A 19,726-nucleotide genomic window follows, 5' to 3' on the forward strand; every position below is an offset into this window, starting at 1 on the left:
CCGATGATGGAGCGCCTGATGCCCAATCCCCTTCGCCGCATGGTCGTCATCCTCAGCCTTGCGATCACTGCCACAATGCGGGTTCACAGCGCCGATGCAGCCGAGGCGGTGGTGCGCTGCACCGTGATCGCGGATGCCGAAACTGGCGCGACGCTCCACCGCGAGGGCGGCTGCGACCAGCGATTCACCCCGATGTCGAGCTTCAAGCTGCCGCTGGCGGTGATGGGCTTCGACAGCGGCATCCTCACCGATGCCCACAATCCTGCTTGGGCGCTGAAGCCTGAATTCAACGCCAGTGCGCGGGAGCAGGCCTTTCCAACCGTCGACCCGACCCTGTGGGAGAAGCAGTCGATCGTCTGGTACTCGCAGCAACTGACGCGCTCGCTCGGCACCAAGCGCTTCCAGGACTATGTCCGGCGCTTCGACTATGGCAACCAGGACGTCTCCGGCGCGCCCGCAAAGGCGGACGGGCTGACGCATGCATGGCTTGGCACATCGCTCGCCATCTCGCCGGACGAGCAGGTGGCGTTTCTGCGCCGCTTCTTCGATCGCAAGCTCGGCGTCTCCGACACGGCCTATGCGATGACGGAAAGCGTCGTGCCGAACTTCGAAGCCGCTGACGGCTGGAGCGTGCACGGCAAGACCGGCGCCGGGCGCCTGCCGGCCACGGCGGGCAAGCCAGACGGGGATCGCCGCACGATCGGCTGGTTCGTCGGCTGGGCGGAGAAGGGCGGCCGGCGGGTGGTGTTCGCGCGGATGGAGGCGGGCGCCAAGCCGACGGACGAGCCTGCGAGCATCCGGGCGCGCGATGGCCTCATCCAGGCGCTGCCGGCGCTGGTCCGCTGACCCGCCAGATCATCGGCGACGCGGCGGTGATCCAGACGAAAAGAAGGCCGTCCGGCGGGAGCCGAGCGGCCTTGCTTCATGATGGGGTCGGAGGTGGCGCCGCCGCTGTCCCGGGCAGGTCGCACGGGATGCGGTTACGGCCCGACCTTTGCCGGATCAGACCTCGCGGGGCTCGGACCGCCGGGCGAACTTCTTGGCCACCCAGGCAACGAGCAACGCCTTCAGAATACCTTTGATCATCAAGTCCTCCATCTCACGCTTTCTCCCTCAATGCTGCGGGCGCCCGAAGGTTGCGCGTCTGCGGCGCGCTTTTGCTGCAGTGCTTCTAAGACTAAGGGCGAAGTTCCCTCAGCACGCGAGACCCTTTACCGATAACCATTGGGAAACCGTCTGCCGGACCGCTCGACCAGAAGCGGCCGGAGGCGCGCGGCATGAGGCGCTGAGGCGCACCATGGGCCGCAGGGAGCTACGACCGCCGCGGCGGCCAGAGGGAGGAAGACATGACGACATTGACGACGCCGGAGGTCGCCGGAACGCGGCGCGCCATGACCGGCGAGGAGAGGAAGGTCATCTTCGCCTCCTCCCTCGGCACCGTGTTCGAGTGGTACGACTTCTATCTCTACGGCACGCTGGCGAGCTTCATCGGCGCGGCCTTCTTCAACGAATATCCGGAAACCACCCGGAACATCTTCGTTCTCCTCGCCTTTGCTGCCGGCTTCCTGGTGCGCCCCTTCGGCGCGCTGGTGTTCGGCCGGCTCGGCGATCTCGTCGGGCGTAAATACACCTTCCTGATCACCATCGTGATCATGGGCCTGTCGACCTTCATCGTCGGCCTTCTGCCGGGATCGGCGACGCTCGGGATCCTGGCGCCGACGCTCCTCATCGCGCTGCGCATGCTGCAGGGCCTGGCGCTCGGCGGCGAATATGGCGGCGCGGCGACCTATGTGGCCGAGCACGCGCCGAACAACCGCCGCGGCTTCTTCACCTCCTGGATCCAGACCACCGCGACGCTCGGCCTGTTCCTGTCGCTGATCGTGATCCTGGCCATCCAGAACCTCCTGTCGACGGAAGACTTCGCCGCCTGGGGCTGGCGCGTTCCCTTCCTCTTCTCCGTGCTGCTGCTCGGCATCTCCATCTGGATCCGGCTGCAGATGGCGGAATCGCCCGCCTTCAAGCGCATGAAGGAAGAGGGCAAGGGCTCCAAGGCGCCGCTGTCGGAGGCCTTCGGCCAGTGGAAGAATGCCAAGCTCGCGCTGATCGCCCTGTTCGGCCTCACCGCCGGCCAGGCGGTGGTCTGGTATTGCGGCCAATTCTACGCGCTGTTCTTCCTCCAGAACGTCCTGAAGGTGGAGAACCAGTCGGCCAACATCATGGTCGCCATCGCGCTCCTGATCGGCACCGGCTTCTTCGTCGTCTTCGGCTGGCTGTCGGACAAGATCGGCCGCAAGCCGATCATCATGGCGGGGCTGCTGCTCGCCGTCCTCACCTATTTCCCGCTGTTCAAGGCGCTGACGGCGGCGGCCAACCCGGCGCTGGCGCAGGCCGAGCAGACCATCCGCGCCACGGTGACCGCGGCGCCGGGCGACTGCACCTTCCAGTTCAACCCGACAGGCACGGCGAAGTTCACCAGTTCCTGCGACATCGCCACCGCCTTCCTGGCCCGTTCCTCGGTGCCCTACGACCTCGCCGAAGGGCCAGCCGGCCAGCCGGCCACGGTGCGCATCGGCGACACCACGGTGACGTCCTACGACGCCGCGGCTGCGGGTGCGGGCGCCACGGCGGCCCAGGCCAAGCTGACGCATGACCTGAACCTGGCGCTGCAGAATGCCGGCTTCCCGCTGGCGCGCGGCGCCGCCAAGGTGCCGGATTCCAAGCTCGACGCCTTTGCGGCGGCGAACCCGGAGCTTGGCCTCGACGTCGCGGCGGTGCGCGCCGGCGACAAGGTGATGACGCCGGCGGCCGAACTGGTGAAGGCCAAGCTGCTGACGCAGGCCGAAGCGGATGCTGCGGGCGGGGCCGAGCAGGCGGTCTACACCGTGCCGAACGGCGGCGCCTTCAAGATGGTCGCCGATCCCGACGCCATCAACTGGCCGCTGACAATCGCCATCCTGACCGTGCTGGTGATCTACGTGACCATGGTCTACGGGCCGATCGCGGCGATCCTCGTCGAGATGTTCCCGACCCGCATCCGCTACACCGGCATGTCGCTGCCCTACCACATCGGCAACGGCTGGTTCGGCGGGCTGCTGCCGGCGGGCGTCTTCGCCTTGAGCGCGGCGGCCGGCGACATCTATTACGGCCTCTGGTACCCGATCGTGATCGCCGCACTGACCTTCGTCATCGGCATGATCTTCGTGCGCGAGACCAAGGGCGTCGATCTCGACCGGATCGCATGACCGGAGCGGCGCCGGCGCGCCGCACCGGATAACCACAAAAAGCGAGGGCCTCCGGAGCGATCCGGAGGCCCTTTGGCGTTGAGGCCCTCGCGCAGCGCCGTGACGCGGCGAGTGCCGGGCGGGCGACGGTCTATGACGGGGTGGACCGGCGCGGCGACGCCAACTCCGGCGTCACGCCGCAGGGGCGCCCCCCAAGGGGACGCCCCAGGGGACGCCTCAGGCGGTGAGCGCCTCGCGGTAGCGCGCCACGATGGCGTCGCCCATTGCGGCCGTGCCGACGGTCTGGCTGCCCGCGGCAGCAATGTCGGCCGTGCGGATGCCGCTGCCGAGAACGTCGGCGATCGCCCCCTCCAGCCGGTCGGCCTCCTCCACCATGGCGAAGGAATAGCGCAGGCACATGGCGAGCGAGGCGATCATCGCCACCGGATTGGCGATGCCCTTGCCGGCAATGTCCGGCGCCGAGCCGTGCACCGGCTCGTACATCGCCCGGCGGCGGCCGGTCTCCGCGTCGGGCGCGCCAAGCGAGGCCGACGGCAGCATGCCGAGCGAGCCCGTCAGCATCGCGGCGATATCGGAGAGCATGTCGCCGAAGAGATTGTCGGTGACGATGACATCGAACTGCTTCGGCCAGCGCACCAGCTGCATGCCGCCGGCATCGGCCAGCATGTGCTCCAGCGCGACGTCGCCATATTCCTGCGCATGGACGCGGGTAACGACCTCGTTCCAGTAGAGGCCGGACTTCATGACGTTGCGCTTCTCCATCGAGGTCACCTTGCCCTTACGGGTGCGGGCGAGCTCGAAGGCGACGCGGGCGATGCGCTCGATCTCGTAGGTCTCGTAGACCTGCGTGTCGATCGCGCGCTTCTGCCCGTTGCCGAGATCGATGATCTCCTTGGGCTCGCCGAAGTAGACGCCGCCGGTGAGCTCGCGCACGATCAGGATGTCGAGGCCTTCGATCACTTCGGGCTTCAGCGAAGAGGCCGAGGCGAGCGCGGGATAGCAGATGGCGGGGCGCAGATTGGCAAAGAGCTGGAGATCCTTGCGCAGGCGCAGGAGGCCGGCTTCGGGGCGCTTTTCGTAAGCGACCTTGTCCCATGTCGGCCCGCCCACGGCGCCGAACAGGACGGCGTCGGCGCTCAGCGCGAGGTTCATCGTGGCGTCGGTGACCGGCAGGCCCTCGGCATCCAAAGCGGCACCGCCGACCAGGGCCGTCTCAGTCTCGAATCCCGCGCCGCTGATCTCGTTGAGGAGGTCGATCAGCTTCTGCACCTCGGCCATCGTCTCCGGGCCGATCCCGTCGCCGGGCAGAAGCAAGAGCTTGCGGGTAGGCATGTCGGTCCTCCGTCACATCGTTCGACGGAGCTGGCTTTACACCAAAGCGGCGGGGTGAACAGCCGTGGCGGCAGCGTGGACGCCGCCGTGGGGGACGATGCGGGAGGCGGGGCGGCTTGGCCGACGCGGATCGCCGGGTCCGCGGCTTGCCGGACCCTGCCCGTCGGCGCGCCGCGCGCCGCCTTAGGCCAGCGGGGCGATCAGGCGGTGGTGCTCGCGTCGCGAGGCCATCCTGCCGCCGGTGCCGAAAAAGGGGCCACGGGGCCGGGCCGAGGAGGGGGGGTTGTGCAAGCGGGGCGGGGCGCGGACCGATCCCGGATGGTTACCAGCGCCACGCATAACCCCTCGAAATACCTTGACTTCGACACAATCTGGCAAGGTCCGCTTAACCGTGTTCAGGCGATAAGTCCGCCATCCGTCACCCCGCCCGCTGAAGCAGCGTTCCCCCGCGCTGTCCGGACGGCCTTTGCCGGGAGCCTGACCCTTGCCTTTCTTCATTCCGTCGCGCGTCGCCGACCACATCACGATCAGCCTCTGCCTGATCGCCGGCATCATGCTGTGCCGCTGGCTGATCGAATGGGTCGCCGTGCGCCATGCCGATCCGGCGACCGCCCGCCAGCGCCGCTTCACCATCCGCGCCACCAGCAATGCGCTTCTGGCGATCTGCCTGCTCGGCATCTGGCTGAGCGAGATCCAGAACCTCGTCCTGTCGCTCGCCGCCGTGATGGTGGCGCTGGTGGTGGCCACGAAGGAGCTGATCATGTGCGTCGCCGGCTCGGCGCTCAGGATCGGCGGTCGGCTGTTCAAGGTCGGCGACCGCGTCGAGCTGAACGGCATCCATGGCGAGGTGATCGACCATGGCCTGTTCGCAACCACCATCATGGAGCTGCCCTCGCCGCATCTCGGCCATGCCGGCACGGGGCGCACGATCCGCCTGCCCAACTCGGTGCTCCTGACCGGACCCGTGCGGGTGGAGGCGCAGCTTCGCCACTTCGCGCCGCACCGCTTTACCGTGACGCTGGACCAGGCGTTCTCGCCGAGCGAGGGCATGCGCATCCTCGATGCGGCCGCTTCGGACGCGCTAGAGCAGGATGCCGAGCGGGCGACGCGCTTCCATCGCATGACGGCGAACAAGGCCGGCGCGGACATCGAGGGTCCCGGGCATTGCGTCGCGATCGGAACGTCGGAGCTCGGCAAGCTGCAGTTCCACGTGATGATCTACTGCCTGGTACGCGAGGCGCATGAGCTGGAGCAGCGGATCATCCTCGCCTTCCTCGATGCCGTGCACGAGGGGGTGAGCCGCAAGCCGAAGGCGGGCGAGGAGCGCGCCTGGAACGAGATCGCCCGGCAGCTGCGCGAGCTGCCGACACAGACAAACGGAACGGGGCGCGAGGCCGCCCCCTTGAAGGAGGCGCGCGGCCATGCGGCGTAACGGAACGGAACGTGTGCGCGCCGAGGCGCTCGGGCGGGCTCTGGGCACGGCGGAGCGTCCCTGCCGCCGGCGGTGGCATCCGACCCAGCTGCAGAACGATGGGCAGCTGGCGCGGATCAGGGCGCAGGTCTGAAGCGCGTCCGGCGCAGCCGAGCGCTGAAGCGCCATAGCTGAACAGGAACGCTCAAGCTCGGCAGCCAGACGCTGAAGCCGTGGCGCTCGCCGAGGGATGCGTCATCCCGGCGATGGCGGCATTCGGCGGTCGTCACGGCCTGGCCGCGGCGCATGTCCTTTGCGCCGGCAACCAGCCGTGGACGAATGGCAACGCGAATGAAGGCCGGCGCCGCGCGGCGCCTGCCTTCATCGGAGCGGTGTGCTCAGGCCCAGGGGCGGCTCTCGACGAGCTTGTTCTCGAAGGCGGAGATGACCTCGCCGCGCTCCATGGTGAGGCCGATGTCATCGAGGCCGTTCAGCAGGCAGTGCTTGCGGAACGGATCGATCTCGAAATGGATGGTGCCGCCGTCCGGCCCGCGGATCTCCTGGGCCTCGAGGTCGATCGTCAGGCGGGCATTGGAGCCGCGCTCGGCATCGTCCATCAGGAGCTCCAGCTCCGCCTCGCTGACGCGGATCGGCAGGATGCCGTTCTTGAAGCAGTTGTTGTAGAAGATGTCGGCGAAGGACGTGGAGATCACGCAGCGAATGCCGAAGTCGAGCAGCGCCCAGGGGGCGTGCTCGCGCGAGGAGCCGCAGCCGAAATTGTCGCCGGCGACGATGATCTCCGCCTTGCGATAGGCCGGCTTGTTGAGAACGAAGTCGGGGTTCTCCGAACCGTCCTCGCGATAGCGCTTCTCGGCGAAGAGACCGGTGCCGAGGCCGGTGCGCTCGATCGTCTTCAGATAGTCCTTCGGGATGATCATGTCGGTGTCGATATTGACGATCGGCAGCGGCGCGGCGACGCCGGTGAGCGTGGTGAAGGGCTGCATCGCGAAGGTCTCCTTCCATCCTGATTGCGATGCTGGTTAGCACCCGCGCCCTGTGCCGCCAAGGCATCGAGCGTTTCACGTGAATCACGACGGGTTCGCTAGGCCTGTCGAAGACCGCTGCCGTCACTGGAAATTGCGCCCCTTCGGCAGCACGGCGCGGGCATCGCGGTCGGCCACGCCCGGCTGATGACCGGGCGGCGCCGCAGCCTCGGGAACGGCCGGCGCGCGCCGGCGGGAGGAGGGCAGGCCGCGCCCGCGCTCGCCGGCGGAAGGGTGGCGCATCTCGTCGCCGCGCGCCAGCGCCTCGAAGAGGCTCGCGGCGGCACCTGCGATCCAGGTTTCGTCGCCGGACGCGGCGGCGCCCGGCCGCTGTGGGGGATGGCTCCTGAGCGGCTGGCGGACATGATCGGCCGGCGCCAGGTGGCCGCTGCCGAGGCCGCCGGTCGCGACCTGCATCAGGAGCGGCGTCAGATCCTCGATACGGTCGGCGACGACATGGATCACGCCATGATCGGACTGCATGCGGCCGGTGACGCGCACGAAGCGCGCGCCGAGCACCACCGGCCGGTTGGCCTCGAAGAATTTCGGCCAGACGATGATGTTGGCAATGCCGGTCTCGTCCTCGATCGTCATGAAGATGACGCCCCGCGCCGAGCCGGGACGCTGGCGGATGAGAACGAGGCCGGAGACGCTGACGCGCCGGCCGGAGCGCAAGCCGTCCATCTCGGCATTGGCGATGATGCCCTCCGCCCGCAACACCTGGCGCAGGAAGGAGACGGGATGGGCTTTGAGCGACAGCGACAGGAAGCGGTAGTCGTTGAACACCTCCTCGCCCGGCGGCATCGAGGGCAGCGCGGCGTCGGGCTCGGGCTGCAGCTCGCCTTCGCCAGCGGCGGCCCCGGCGAACAGCGGCAGATGCTCGGCGGCGCTCGCCCCATCCAGCGCCTGCGCGGCCCAGAGCGCGTCGCGGCGCGACAGGCCGAGCGAGGCGAAGGCGTCGGCATCGGCCAACCGCTCCATGGTGGCGCGGGATAGACCGGTGCGCAGCCAAAGGTCGCGCACGGAATCATAGCCAGCGCCCCGGTGTGTGACGAGCCGCGTCATCTCCGCCTCCGACAGGCCCTTCACCTGCCGGAAGCCGAGCCGGACGGCATGGGCGGTGCGCATCGCCGCGGCCATTGCGCGGTGCCGCGGGTGGATGCGGCGGGGATCGAAGGGGGCCGCCTCCAAAGTCTGGTCCCAATGCGAGTGGTTGATGTCGACGGGGCGGACCTCGATGCCGTGCTCGCGGGCATCGCGCACCAGCTGCGCCGGAGCGTAGAAGCCCATGGGCTGGGCATTCAGGATGGCGGCGCAGAAGACGTCGGGATAGCGGCACTTCATCCAGGCCGAGGCATAGACGAGGAGCGCGAAAGAGGCGGCGTGGCTTTCGGGAAAGCCGTATTCGCCGAACCCTTCGATCTGCCTGAAGCAGCGCTCGGCGAAGTCGGGATCATAGCCCTTCGCCACCATGCCCTTCACCATCTTCTGGCGGAAGGTATGGATCTTGCCGGAGCGCTTGAAGGTCGCCATCGCCCGGCGCAGCTTGTCGGCTTCGTCGGCCGTAAAGCCGGCGGCGACGATGGCGATCTGCATGGCCTGCTCCTGGAATAGCGGCACGCCGAGGGTGCGGCCGAGCACCTTGCGCAGCTCGTCGCTCGGATAATGCTCCTCCTCCAGCCCCATGCGGCGGCGCAGATAGGGATGCACCATGTCGCCCTGGATGGGACCGGGACGCACGATCGCCACCTCGATGACGAAGTCGTAGAACTGCTTCGGCTTGAGCTTGGGCAGCATCGACATCTGCGCCCGGCTCTCGATCTGGAAGACGCCGAGCGTGTCGGCGCGCTGCGTCATCTCGTAGGTCGGCTGGTCGTCCGGCTTCAGCGACAGTTCGGCGAGGGTGATGCGGTGGCCATAATGGGCCTCGATGAGGTCGAAGCCGCGCCGGAGCGCCGACAGCATGCCGAGGGCGAGGATGTCGATCTTCAGGATGCCGATCTCGTCGATATCGTCCTTGTCCCATTCGATGATGGTGCGTCCGTCCATGCCGGTGTTGAGGATCGGCACCACCTCGTCGACGCGCCCGCGGGTGAGGACGAAGCCGCCGACATGCTGGGAGAGATGGCGGGGAAAGCGCGTCAGCTCGGTGGAAAAGCGTAAGACCAGCGCCGTAGTGCGATCGGCCATCGACAGGCCTGCGGCGGCGGCCTGACGCTGCCCCAGCGCATCGTCGTGATAGCCGAAGACGGCGCCGTTCATCGCCGCGATGGCATCGCCCGACAGGCCGAAGGCCTTGCCGACCTCGCGCATGGCCGAGCGGGCGCGGTAGGTGATCACCGTCGCGGCAAGAGCGGCCTTGTCGCGACCGTAGCGCTCGTAGATGTGCTGGATCACCTCCTCGCGCCGCTGGTGCTCGAAGTCGATGTCGATATCCGGCGGCTCGCCGCGGTCGGAGGAGATGAAGCGCTCGAACAGCAGCTCGCCGCGGTCGGGCGAGACCTCGGTGACGCCGATGCAGAAGCAGACCACCGAGTTCGCCGCCGAGCCGCGCCCCTGGCAAAGAATGCCCCTGTCGCGGGCGAAGCGGACGATGCGGTGGACGGTGAGGAAATACGGCTCGTATTGCAGCTTGGCGATGATAGCGAGCTCGTACTCGATCTTGTCGAAGAGACCGGGCGGGACACCGTCGGGATAGCGCCAGGCGGCGCCCTCATAGGCCAGGCGCCGCAGCTCCTCGGCCGGCGTGCAGCCGAGGCCGAGGCCCTCGTCGGGATATTCGTAGCGCAGGCTCTTCAGGTCGAAGGCAAGCTCGCCGAAGAAGCGGCCGGTCTCGGTGATCGCCTCCGGATGGTCGCGGAACAGCCGCGCCATCTCAGCGCCGGGTTTCAGATAGCGCTCGGCGTTGCGCGACAGGCGCCAGCCAGCCTCGGCGAGGGTGACGTGCTCGCGGATGGATGTGACGACGTCGGCAAGCGTGCGGCGCGGGGCGTCATGGTAAAAGACGTCGTTGGTGGCCATGAGCGGCGTGCGGCAGGCACCCGCCAGAGAAGCGGCCCTGGCGAAGCGGCGCGCATCGAGCCCGTCGCGGCGGGGCGCCACGGCGAGCCGCACGGCGCCCGGAAACGCATCGGCCAGATCCTGGAGCCGGCGGCGGAGCGCCGCCTCCACGCTTTCCGTCTCTCCGGCATGGCCGAGCCCGTCGGGTGCGAGCAGCGCCAGATTGATGCCCTCGCCCCATTCGAGGAGGTCTTCGAAAGTGAGGATGCAGTCGCCCTTCACCGTCTTCAGATTGCCCTGGCTGAGCAGGCGGCAAAGGCGGCCCCAGCCGGGGCGGTCCCGCGGATAGGCAAAGACATCCGGCGACCCGTCGGCAAAGACGAGGCGGCTGCCCGGGGCATAGGCGATGCCGGCATCGCGCGCTTCCTGATAGCCGCGCACCACGCCCGCGACGGTATTGCGGTCGGCAAAGCCGATGCCGGAGAGTTTCAGGCGCGCGGCCGTGACTGCCAACTCCTCGGCATGCGACGCACCGCGCAGGAAGGAGAAGTTGCTGGCGATGCCGATCTCCCAATAGGGCGGCGGCGCGCCACGCTTAGGCGGCTTCATGCGAAGATGCCGTGCATGTACCAGCTTGGGCGCGCCGCACCCGCCGCGGCCGGCGCGGCAAAGGCCGGGAATGCCGCGGCCCCGGGGTCGGCCGGCGCTGCGGCGTCGTCACGCGCTCCGGCCTCCGGGACGGACGCAGCCGCACCATCCTCCGCGCCGTCCTCAAAATCCTCGCGATCCCCGAAATCCTCCTCGCCCGAGGCCAGGAGGTCTGCCGCAGCGTCCAGCGCATCGCTGGCGTCGACACGGAACAGCCAGAAGCGCCGGCCGGCCTCGTCCTCGACGCGGTAATAGTCGCGCGTGCCCTCGAAGGGATCACGCCACCATTCCGGGGCGATGCGCTCCGGTCCCTCCGCCCGCCGGACGCGGTGCAAGGCCTTGCGCCAGCGAAAGTGCAGCGGCGCGCCATCCGGCAGCTCATAGGCCGCCTCGACCGGCTCGGGTGTGCCGAGCAGCCGCACCGGCCGCGGTGCCAGGAGCGGCGGGGTGGCGGCGGCCGCGTCACTGGCCAGCTGGCCTGAGGCCGGATGCCCGGCGCCGAGTAGGGAATGCCGACGCTCCGCCCGTTCCGGACGGTGGCTCTGCACCGGCTGGGCAGTGAGGACGGTGTTTTCGCCGAGCCGCGCGCCCAGCCGGTCGACGAGGTCGCTCAAGGCCTCGCCATTCGCACCGCCGCCGGCAAGGCTGGTCTGGCGATCAGCCACGGCGGCGGTCTCGGCGACGGAAAGGCGGACGAGATCGAAGCCGAAGCCGACATCGATGGCATCCCCGATGCCGGTCAGACGCTCGCGGAACAGCCGGGCGATGCGCAGGGGATCCCGCAAGGGCGCGGCGGTGGCGACGCCGACACGCTCCACCTTGCCATCAACGCGGAACAGCGCGAGGTCGAAGCGGCGGCCGCCTTCGCAGCGCGTGGCGAGATCGACGGTGAGGCGCTCCGCGAGCGCCAGGACGAGGCGCTCGATATCCTCCTGCAGGCTGACCGGCTCGAACAGGCGTCGCTCGGCCGAGAGCGCGGGCACCGGAATGCGCGGCGAGATGGGCGATCCGGCACGGCCGAAGGCCCGGTCGAGCCGCGTCAGGAGATCGGCGCCGAAGCGGCGCACGAGGCTCGGACGCGGCAGATCGGCAAGATCGCCGAGCGTCGAAAGCCCCAATCGGGCCAGGCGGGCGATCATCTCGGGCGCGAGCCGCAGGGATGCCAAAGCAAGCGGCGCGACATGGGCGGCTTCGTCGCCGGTCGCGACGATCCGCCGGACCGGCGTCATCTGCGGGCGCTGCGACACCAGCGCCTGCGCCGTTCCCGCCTCGCTCGCCACCGCCGCCTCGGCCCTGAGGCCGGCGCGCTCGAGGCGCCGCACGACATCGCGCAGCATCGCCCCCTCGCCGCCGAAGAGATGCGCGCAGCCGGAGATGTCGAGGATCAGGCCGTACGGCGCGTCGATGGCGACGAGGGGCGTGTAGCGGTCGCACCAGTCGGCCGCGGCATCGAGGAGCGCGGCATCGGCGCTCACATCCTCGGCCTCGGCCCAGAGGCCCGGAAACCGCGCCCGCGCTTCGGCGAGGCCCGTCCCGACGGACAGGCCGAGGCCAGCCGCGCGCTCGCAGACCGCAACGAGGCGATCGGCATTGCCGACGCGGCCATGGACGACGAGCGGCTCGGCGATGCCGGGGCTTTCGTGCGGGCCCTCCCGGGGTGAGCGGGCGGCTGCCTCACGAGACGCGGCGGACCGCCAGGCGGCTCCGAAGCTCTGCCGCCGGATCCGGTCGGTCGAGAGGAACGGGAAGGCGAGGGCGAGCATCCGCGCCGGTGGCCGTGACGGGCTGGAAACGGCGTTCATCGGGATTCCATTCCACTTGGAAGCGCTGGGGGTTTCTGGATTTCTCGATCGAGACGTCGAAGACGGGCGGCCCGACCAGCTTGCCGCGCAGGGGCGCCGGCGGTGCGGCGGCGGCGCGCAGGCGCAGGCGGAGCGGCGCGGCGGTGGCATCGGCCCGGCCGCCCTGGCGTAAGAGCACGAGCGGTAGGCCGGCCTGGCGGGCGCGCAGATGCAGCCGGCGGGTGCCGTCAAGCGTCAGGCAGGCGGGATTGCCGAGCGTTTCCAGCACCACCAGCGACAGGGCGCCGGAGCGCGCGGCCTCCTCCGCCGCCCAGGCCGCTTCCTCCAGCCGCCGGGTGCGCACCAGGATGAGGCGCGGCGCGCCGAAGGCGTCCAGCCCCGGGAGATAGGGCAGGCCGCCTTCGTTGAGGGCAAAGGACGGCGCCGCCCAGAGCACCGGCCGCCCGTCGGCAAAGAGCGAGGCGAGCGCCAGGACGAAGCCGGCGCCGGTGCCGCTGTCGCGCGTCGCATCGAGATGGATCTCGGACAGGCCCTCGGCCGGAAAGCCGCCGCCAAGCGCCCGGTCCGCCTCGGCAACGCCGAGCGGCACGGCGGCGCGCGGCAGGCGCCGGCGCAGCGGTGTCAGCGCCTGCCGCTCGGCGGCGGAAAGATCCGGCTCCACCGCTGCGCCGGCGTCACGGTTTCTGCCCGGCGGCGAGGCCGGGGCCTCCAGCAGCGCCGGGAGCTCACCCTCGATGCGGGCGATCTGGGCGCGCAGGGCTTCGAGCTCCGCCTTGCGGGCCCTGGGCGGTGATGATGAGGGACGTGCCGCCTCGAGCTGACGTGGCCGATCCTCGCTGCGCGGCGGTTTTGGCGCTTCGCTCTGGCCGCGGGCGACAATGGCGAGGCGATGCGGCGGGCCGACTCGAACGGGGTTCCATCCGGCCTGCCGGTCAGCAGTGGCCAAGCGTTCCTCTGACGAGAGCGGCATAAGCGTCTCCATCGGCGGGACGCTTGGCGCCCAACCGTTCGACCTCTCCCGCGGAGAGGAATTGTTCCTGATATGTTCCTATGGATTCCAGAGCGCCTTGGGAGAGTCAAGCAGTCCTATTTGTGATTATTTTCCTCCCTTAAGGGAACATTTCTGCTCCTCGCAGCATCAAGGTTGATCAGCCGAGCCACCCTCGCCCCATGGCGGCGCAGGCTCTATGCTGGGCCATCCGGATCGCAGGGCAGGACGGCATGGGTATCAGGGATCACAGCGGTGACTGGGGACGGCGGCTGGCGCCGAGCCTCGAGGAGATCGAGGCCCTGGCGCTGGAGGCCTATGCCAACCTGCCCGAGACGTTCCGGTCGCTCTCCGGCGAGATCCGCTTCCATGTCGCCGATTTTCCCGAGGACGACGTGATCGAGGAGATGGGGCTGGAAGGGCCGTTCGACCTGCTCGGCCTGTTCGAGGGGCGCGCGGTGTCGGCGCTGGCGACGCCCGTGACGGGCGAATTGCCGAATCGCATCCTGCTCTATCGCCGGCCGATCCTCGATTACTGGGCCGAGCACGAGGAAAGCCTCGGCACGCTGGTGACGCATGTGCTGATCCACGAGATCGGCCACCATTTCGGCCTGTCCGACTCGGATATGGAGGCGATCGAGGCCGCGGCCCCCTGAGGCCGGCCGATTCGCCCGCCGAGCCAATGGCCTGCGGCACCCCTACCGCTCAGCATGCGAGGGAGCTGAACTCGCCTATCACTTCGGCAGGTTGCTTCATTCGGTCGCAGGGGCGTGACCGGTCACCCTGCTGGCCAATCCTTTGCCTGTGCAACTATCAAGACTCCCGTGCCGCGAGAGCGATATGACAGCCACCTAAGCATAGACACAGGAAGCATGGCAGAGCCGTCCCTTGCTGACGATTTTGCAGCCGATGTCGCTGCCGTCGAGAGCATCGAAGCCGTACCGACGATCCTGCAGGTGATCTGCCGGATGACCGGCATGGGACTGGCGGCAGTGGCGCGGGTGACGGAGGAGCAATGGGTCGCCTGCCAGGTGCACGACCTCATGGGCTACGGCCTGAAGCCCGGCAGCGAGATCGACGTCCACAACACGTTCTGCCGGGTGGTGCGCGAGCAGCGTGAGCCGATCGTGATCGACAATGCCGCGGCCGATCCCTTCTATGCCGACCACCCGATCGTGACGAGATTCGGCCTCCAGAGCTATATCTCGGTGCCGATCGTGCTGCGTGACGGCCGCTTCTTCGGCACGCTCTGCGCCATGGATCCAAATCCCGGGCGGCTGAGCACGCCCGGCTCGGTCGACATGTTCAAGCTGTTCGCGGAGCTGATCGCCTTCCATCTCGACGCGCGGGACCGGCTCGCCTCCATCGAGGCCGTGCTCCACGACGAGCGCCGCACGTCGGAACTGCGCGAGCAGTTCATCGCCGTGCTCGGCCACGACCTGCGCAACCCGCTGGCCGCCATCGATTCGGGCGTGACGCTCTTGCAGCAGACACCGCTCGACGCCCGCGCCGCGGCGACGGTGGGCCGCATCCAGAACAGCGTCGAGCGCATGGCGCGGCTGATCGACGACGTGCTCGACTTCGCCCGCGGGCGTCTCGGGGGCGGGCTCGTCATCGAACGCGACGATTCCGGGCCGCTGCAGCCGATGCTGGAGCAGGTGGTGACGGAGTTCCAGGCGAGCTCGCCGCAGCGCAGCATCGAGGCGCAGTTTGACCTCGACCGGGCCATTGCCTGCGACCGCTGCCGGATCTGCCAGCTCCTGTCGAACCTCATCGACAACGCGCTGACGCATGGGCTGGCGGCTCAGCCGGTGCGCATCCGCGGGGCCGTGGAGGACAATGCGCTGGTGATCACGGTCACCAACGCGGCCGAGCCGATCCCCCAGACGATGCTGTCGCGGCTGTTCCACCCGTTCCAGCGCGGGCAGCTGCGGGCGAGCCGCAAGGGCCTGGGGCTTGGGCTGTTCATCGCGGCCGAGATCGCCAAGGCGCATGGCGGGACTCTGGAGGCGGATTCGTCGCCCGATGAAACCCGCTTCACCTTTCGGATGCCGATCCAGCCAGCGGCGAGCGCCTGAGCCTTAAGGCGCCGAGCCAAGCCGGCCGGCGCGTTCTGCCCGGTTACTGCTCGCCGAGCTTCACGGCGGGATCGTAGTCCTTGCCCTCGACGGTCTTCACCACCGCCTGGCCGCAGCGCATCAGTCCGGCGGCCGCGTCGAAGGCGTAAGTGGGGCTGCCATGCAGCTCCCAGCCGCCCGCGATGGCCGCCGAGACCTTGTGGCAGAAGCTGGCGTCGTCCGGGCCGGTGAGAAAGCGATAGAGCTTCATGGACGGTCCCTGTGCGAGGGGAGAGCGCAGGCGGGCCTGCACGAGCTGAAGGATCGGCCATGGCTTAGCCGCCACCGCCCTGTCCGGGCAAGAGCGTGCAACCAGGCCGTATAGCGCGCCGCCTGTGCGGGCCGCCGCCGACGCGCCATAGCCCTCAAAAGCGACAGCCCGGCGCGGGATGCGCGCCGGGCTGCCAGTCATGCAGTTGGCTGATCGTCAGCGGCTGCTGGCCTGTTCCATCCAGGCGCGGTGGCGCTGCTCGTCGGCCATCGCCTTCTGGAAGAACTGGCGGGCCTCCGCCGAGGCGACGCTGTTCGAGCTCGCCTGCTGGTAAGCCTGGACGGTATCGTCCTCGTTGGTGCGCATCGCCTTCAGGATCGCACTGTCGCCAACAAGGCTGGCGAGCGCGATCTTGCCGGTGGTGAGCCACTCCTTGGCGTCGCCCTCGCTGGGCGATTCCGCACCGAGCGCACTCGCCATCCGCTTCAGCTCCGCGACATGGCCGAGGTGATCCTCGCGGAAAGCCGCGATCTGGCTCTTGGAGGCAGGGTCCTCGAGCTTCTCGATCGTCGACTCATAGGCGGCGATGGCGTCGTGCTCGAGATAGAGCAGGTTGGTGACGAGCTTCTCGACGGTGGATTCGGTTCCGACTGTGGTGACCATGATATCCTCAAACGTTGCGGCAAGGGTTCTCCGGAGCTAGAGCCCCGGAGATGTCGATGCCGATGATGGACAGCGAAGGGCGCGTGCGGCTCAAGCCGCTTTGGCGCCGCCCTTCGAGCTCTGATTGGCGCTGGATTCAGCGATCTGCGTCAGTAGCGCGTCGGCCTTCTTTTCCTCTTCGAGCGTCTCATTGAGGAGCGAGGCGGCCTCGTCGAGGCCGAGCTGCGTCGCCCAGGTCTTCAGCGTGCCGTAACGCGAGATCTCGTAGTGCTCGAGCGCCTGCGCGCAGCCGATCAGCACGGCATCGCCGGCTGCCGTCTCGCCGAAGTCCTCCAGATCCTCTTCCATCTCGGACGACAGGCCCTGGATCGCCTCGCAGGTCTTGCCGCGCGGCGCCTTGTCGATCAGCTCGAACACCTTCACGAGGCGCTCCACCTGGCCTTCGCTTTCCTCGCGATGCTCATCCAGAGCCTTCTTCAGCTCGGGCGACTGCGCCGCCTTCGACGCCTTCTTCAGTGCGCGGACGGACTGGCGTTCGGCGAAATAGACGTCCTTCAGGGTTTCGTAGAAGGCGTCGTCGAGGGTCTTTTCCTTGGCCATGGTGTTGCGTCTCCTTCAAAATCAAACTCGGGGTGGGCTTCCGGCATAGGCCGGGTCGGTGGATCAACGATTCCATTCGGAAAAGGTTGTGCAACCGAACGATGATTCTTGCCGGTACCTGCCATGCACCGCCAAAGTGCCGATCGATCTTCGTTAGCCGGCGAACGGGTACGGTGTCCGTGTCACAGCATCGGACGCCCGCCGGTGACAGGAATGATGGCGCCGGTGATGTAGCTCGCCTCATGGGAGGCCAGCATGACATAGGCCGGCGCCAGCTCTGCCGGCTGGCCGGCGCGGCCAAGCGGCGTGTCGGAGCCAAAGCTCTTCACCTTCTCCTCCGGCATGGTGGAGGGGATCAGCGGCGTCCAGATCGGGCCTGGGGCCACCGCGTTGACGCGGATGCCGCGCTCGGCGAGCAGTTCCGCCAGACCGGCCGTGAAGTTGGCGATGGCCCCCTTGGTAGCGGCATAGGCCAGCAGCTGCCCCGTCGGGCTCTTGGACTGGATGGAGGTGGTGTTGATGATGGCGCTGCCCGGCTTCATCACGCCCGCCGCCGCCTTCGACAGGTAGAATTGGCTATAGATGTTGGTGCGGAAGGTGGTGTCCCACTCCTCGGCGCTGATGTCCTCGATCTTGTCGATGGTCGCCTGATGGGCGGCGTTGTTGACGAGGATGTCAAGACGGCCGAACTCGCGTGTCGCCCGCTCCACGAGCGACTTGCAGAACTCCTCCGACTTGACGTCGCCGGGCGCGAGAATGGCGCGTCGACCGGCCTTCTCCACCCAGCGGGCGGTGTCCTGAGCGTCCTCGTCCTCGCTGAAATAGGAGATCAGGACATCGGCGCCCTCGCGGGCGAAGGCGATGGCGACGGCCCGGCCGATGCCGCTGTCGGCGCCGGTGATGATGGCGGCGCGGCCTTCGAGACGCCCGCTGCCCTTGTAGCTCTCCTCGCCATGGTCGGGCCTCGGCGTCATCTCATCCGTGAAGCCGGGCATCGCCTGGCTCTGCGCCGGCTGGGGCGGCTGCGGGGCGTCCTTGGTCGGATCGGTGATCATTGCGTCTCCTCTGGTCACAGGCGCACACGGCACGAAGGGTGCGGCGCGCATCGGCCGTGGCTACGAGCCGGGGCGGCGCGGCGACGCTGCGGCCCGGCTGGTCCAGAGAGCAACTGAGAGAGGGGTGAGGAGTTCCGGCCCGTAGCGGGCGCTGCCGGCCCAGCGGGCCGAGAAGCCAAGGAAAAATCCTGTGCCGGCTACGGGACACGGGCTCGGGTGAAGGGATGAAAGGCGGGCCGTCGGCTGTCGGGCAGAGCGCAGGCTAAGTATGGGTTAGATAGCCAAGAACCGCACGCTCCACACGCACGGCCAGATCGACCTGGACAGTTTCGCCACGCTCCCCGGCTGCATCGATCATCCCCTTGATGATGGCCATGACGTCCTGCGTCACGACGGTGACTGGCTCCTGTGGCGCGAGGTCCGAGCGGCTGAACAGCAACAGGCCGATCTGCCGAAACTCCTCGGCAACCCGCGCCGTTTCGGTATCTCCCGGCAGGACCGCCTCTTCGAAGTCCAGCAACCGGGCGAGGGCTGGCCGTCGCAACTGATGCGACACGCAGGCCCGGATCAGCGTTGCCAACGCAGCCCGACCGGTCGGCTCGACCAGCGCCGCCTTGGCCTCAGCGATCAACAGGTCCGTCTCGCGAACGATGAGAGCGCCGAGCAGCGCCTCCTTGCTTGAAAAGTATTGATACAGCGAACCGATGCTGACGCCCGCGCGCTCGGCCACCGCATTGGTCGAAAATCCCTCGCGTCCATCCTGCTCCAGAATGCGAGCCGCTGCCTCGACAAGCGCTGCGACGGTCGCCTGCGCCCGCCCCTGGGTGGGCCGTTTGCGGGGGCTGGGACGCTGCTGGGCCATGGCGAGTCCACGATCGGAAAGCGAGTACAAGATATGAGCTATTGCTCATATCTTCCATCTGGTCAATCTAATCAAGGTGATGCTGAGATGAACGAAGAAACCGATCGCAAGACCGCCCTGACCGTCTTCATGCTTGTCAAGACAACAAGGCTTTGGCTGGACAAGCCGATCGATGAACGCTTCGCGTGGGCCGAGGCCGTGCTGGAGCCGATATTGAAGAAGTATGCCGGAAGCGTCTCCCTCCGCTTCTTTGACGTTGAATTCTACAGCGCTCGCGTAACGGATATTTTCATGTGGAGCGTCGCGGACAAGAAAGCATACGAGATGCTCGTCGAAGAACTGAGGGAAACCGAGTTCTGGGACAAGTTCTTCGACGTCGTCGAGATCCTAGCCGGTGTCGAGGACGCGTACGCTGACAACTACGACCGGAAGACGCTCGCGTCCGCTTGAGCGATGAAGGCAGGACGAGGCAAGAAGGTGCTCCGTGGATGTCGAGCGGGTGTTCTGCACGCCGAACGCCGAACAGCTGACTGCCATTCGTGACCTTGTGGACGCGGGAAGGTACGACCGTTCCTCAGCACCACGCTGCCGCTCACAGAGGTCCGGCAGGCGCTAGCGCTGTCTACCGGCGGCCGGACGCGGGGGAAGATGGCCTTGCGGATCGCGGAATGAAGGAATGAATGGGGGGAGCGAAGGCTTCCCCCATCAGTTCAGCGCCACGTCGGCATTTTTGATCCATCCCACCCAATGGC

General features: G+C 68.1%; 17 protein-coding genes and 1 pseudogene. 8 read left to right on the plus strand and 10 right to left on the minus strand.

Annotation, left to right across the window (positions count from 1 at the left end):
* Nucleotides 1-39: 39 nt before the first annotated feature.
* Both blaOXA and C0R46_RS19030 read left to right on the plus strand, forming a co-directional pair.
* Nucleotides 40-846 (plus strand): class D beta-lactamase, encoded by an 807-nt coding sequence (blaOXA, locus tag C0R46_RS19025; protein ID WP_425349911.1) that lies wholly within the window; start codon nucleotides 40-42, stop codon nucleotides 844-846.
* Between the two features lie 545 nt (nucleotides 847-1,391).
* Entirely contained in the window at nucleotides 1,392-3,242 is a 1,851-nt protein-coding gene (locus tag C0R46_RS19030) for an MFS transporter (RefSeq protein ID WP_425349912.1), read from the plus strand.
* A 216-nt stretch (nucleotides 3,243-3,458) separates the two neighbouring features.
* Here C0R46_RS19030 and leuB read toward each other — a convergent pair whose 3' ends face one another.
* Nucleotides 3,459-4,574: a 3-isopropylmalate dehydrogenase gene (gene leuB, locus C0R46_RS19035; protein ID WP_102961257.1), complete on the minus strand. Its 1,116-nt coding sequence runs from the start codon at nucleotides 4,572-4,574 to the stop codon at nucleotides 3,459-3,461.
* 484 nt (nucleotides 4,575-5,058) lie between these two features.
* Between leuB and C0R46_RS19040 the strand changes: the two genes are divergently transcribed.
* Together C0R46_RS19040 and C0R46_RS20855 are read left to right on the plus strand one after the other, a co-directional pair.
* Nucleotides 5,059-6,006, plus strand: a complete 948-nt coding sequence (locus tag C0R46_RS19040) for a mechanosensitive ion channel family protein (RefSeq protein WP_245413682.1) — start codon at nucleotides 5,059-5,061, stop codon at nucleotides 6,004-6,006.
* Nucleotides 5,996-6,139: a hypothetical protein gene (locus C0R46_RS20855; RefSeq protein WP_157944694.1), complete on the plus strand. Its 144-nt coding sequence runs from the start codon at nucleotides 5,996-5,998 to the stop codon at nucleotides 6,137-6,139. Before C0R46_RS19040 ends, C0R46_RS20855 begins: the two co-directional genes overlap by 11 nt.
* A 244-nt stretch (nucleotides 6,140-6,383) precedes the next feature.
* On the opposite strand, the gene leuD is transcribed toward C0R46_RS20855, so the two are convergent.
* The 4 genes from leuD to C0R46_RS21210 form a co-directional block, all read right to left on the minus strand.
* Entirely contained in the window at nucleotides 6,384-6,989 is a 606-nt protein-coding gene (leuD, locus tag C0R46_RS19045; protein ID WP_102961258.1) for a 3-isopropylmalate dehydratase small subunit, read from the minus strand.
* Between the two features lie 123 nt (nucleotides 6,990-7,112).
* Nucleotides 7,113-10,637: an error-prone DNA polymerase gene (locus C0R46_RS19050; RefSeq protein WP_102961259.1), complete on the minus strand. Its 3,525-nt coding sequence runs from the start codon at nucleotides 10,635-10,637 to the stop codon at nucleotides 7,113-7,115.
* The gene (locus C0R46_RS19055; protein WP_245413683.1) at nucleotides 10,634-12,439 is read right to left on the minus strand and encodes a Y-family DNA polymerase; all 1,806 of its coding nucleotides are present in this window, start codon (nucleotides 12,437-12,439) and stop codon (nucleotides 10,634-10,636) included. Before C0R46_RS19055 ends, C0R46_RS19050 begins: the two co-directional genes overlap by 4 nt.
* Nucleotides 12,351-13,424: a hypothetical protein gene (locus tag C0R46_RS21210; protein ID WP_157944695.1), complete on the minus strand. Its 1,074-nt coding sequence runs from the start codon at nucleotides 13,422-13,424 to the stop codon at nucleotides 12,351-12,353. The genes C0R46_RS19055 and C0R46_RS21210 overlap by 89 nt, the downstream gene beginning before the upstream one ends.
* 275 nt (nucleotides 13,425-13,699) lie before the next feature.
* Here C0R46_RS21210 and C0R46_RS19065 point away from each other — a divergent pair, with 275 nt between their 5' ends.
* Together C0R46_RS19065 and C0R46_RS19070 are read left to right on the plus strand one after the other, a co-directional pair.
* Complete coding sequence (locus C0R46_RS19065; RefSeq protein WP_102961286.1) at nucleotides 13,700-14,122, plus strand: metallopeptidase family protein; 423 nt, start codon at nucleotides 13,700-13,702, stop codon at nucleotides 14,120-14,122.
* A 216-nt stretch (nucleotides 14,123-14,338) separates the two neighbouring features.
* Nucleotides 14,339-15,544 carry a GAF domain-containing sensor histidine kinase gene (locus C0R46_RS19070; RefSeq protein ID WP_102961261.1) on the plus strand — a complete coding sequence of 402 codons (1,206 nt, stop codon included), beginning with the start codon at nucleotides 14,339-14,341 and terminating at the stop codon, nucleotides 15,542-15,544.
* Nucleotides 15,545-15,587: 43 nt separating this feature from the next.
* On the opposite strand, the gene C0R46_RS19075 is transcribed toward C0R46_RS19070, so the two are convergent.
* The 5 genes from C0R46_RS19075 to C0R46_RS19095 form a co-directional block, all read right to left on the minus strand.
* Nucleotides 15,588-15,794 carry a DUF1737 domain-containing protein gene (locus C0R46_RS19075; RefSeq protein ID WP_102961262.1) on the minus strand — a complete coding sequence of 69 codons (207 nt, stop codon included), beginning with the start codon at nucleotides 15,792-15,794 and terminating at the stop codon, nucleotides 15,588-15,590.
* A 216-nt stretch (nucleotides 15,795-16,010) separates the two neighbouring features.
* A complete protein-coding gene (locus tag C0R46_RS19080; protein ID WP_102961263.1) occupies nucleotides 16,011-16,457 on the minus strand; it encodes a DUF2383 domain-containing protein in 447 nt (148 codons plus the stop codon).
* Between the two features lie 90 nt (nucleotides 16,458-16,547).
* Entirely contained in the window at nucleotides 16,548-17,057 is a 510-nt protein-coding gene (locus tag C0R46_RS19085) for a YciE/YciF ferroxidase family protein (protein ID WP_102961264.1), read from the minus strand.
* 182 nt (nucleotides 17,058-17,239) lie between these two features.
* Nucleotides 17,240-18,112: an SDR family oxidoreductase gene (locus C0R46_RS19090; RefSeq protein ID WP_425349909.1), complete on the minus strand. Its 873-nt coding sequence runs from the start codon at nucleotides 18,110-18,112 to the stop codon at nucleotides 17,240-17,242.
* 262 nt (nucleotides 18,113-18,374) lie between these two features.
* On the minus strand, nucleotides 18,375-18,974 hold the full coding sequence (locus tag C0R46_RS19095) for a TetR/AcrR family transcriptional regulator (RefSeq protein ID WP_102961265.1): 600 nt from the start codon (nucleotides 18,972-18,974) through the stop codon (nucleotides 18,375-18,377).
* An 87-nt stretch (nucleotides 18,975-19,061) separates the two neighbouring features.
* On the opposite strand from C0R46_RS19095, the gene C0R46_RS19100 reads away from it, so the two are divergent.
* On the plus strand, nucleotides 19,062-19,424 hold the full coding sequence (locus tag C0R46_RS19100; protein ID WP_102961266.1) for a darcynin family protein: 363 nt from the start codon (nucleotides 19,062-19,064) through the stop codon (nucleotides 19,422-19,424).
* A gap of 114 nt (nucleotides 19,425-19,538) precedes the next feature.
* Nucleotides 19,539-19,646, plus strand: a pseudogene (locus C0R46_RS21385) (NADP-dependent oxidoreductase); the annotation flags it as partial.
* Between the last annotated feature and the right edge of the window lie 80 nt (nucleotides 19,647-19,726).

The organism is Mangrovicella endophytica (assembly GCF_002893625.1).
In the GTDB taxonomy this organism is placed as follows: domain Bacteria; phylum Pseudomonadota; class Alphaproteobacteria; order Rhizobiales; family Rhizobiaceae; genus Mangrovicella; species Mangrovicella endophytica.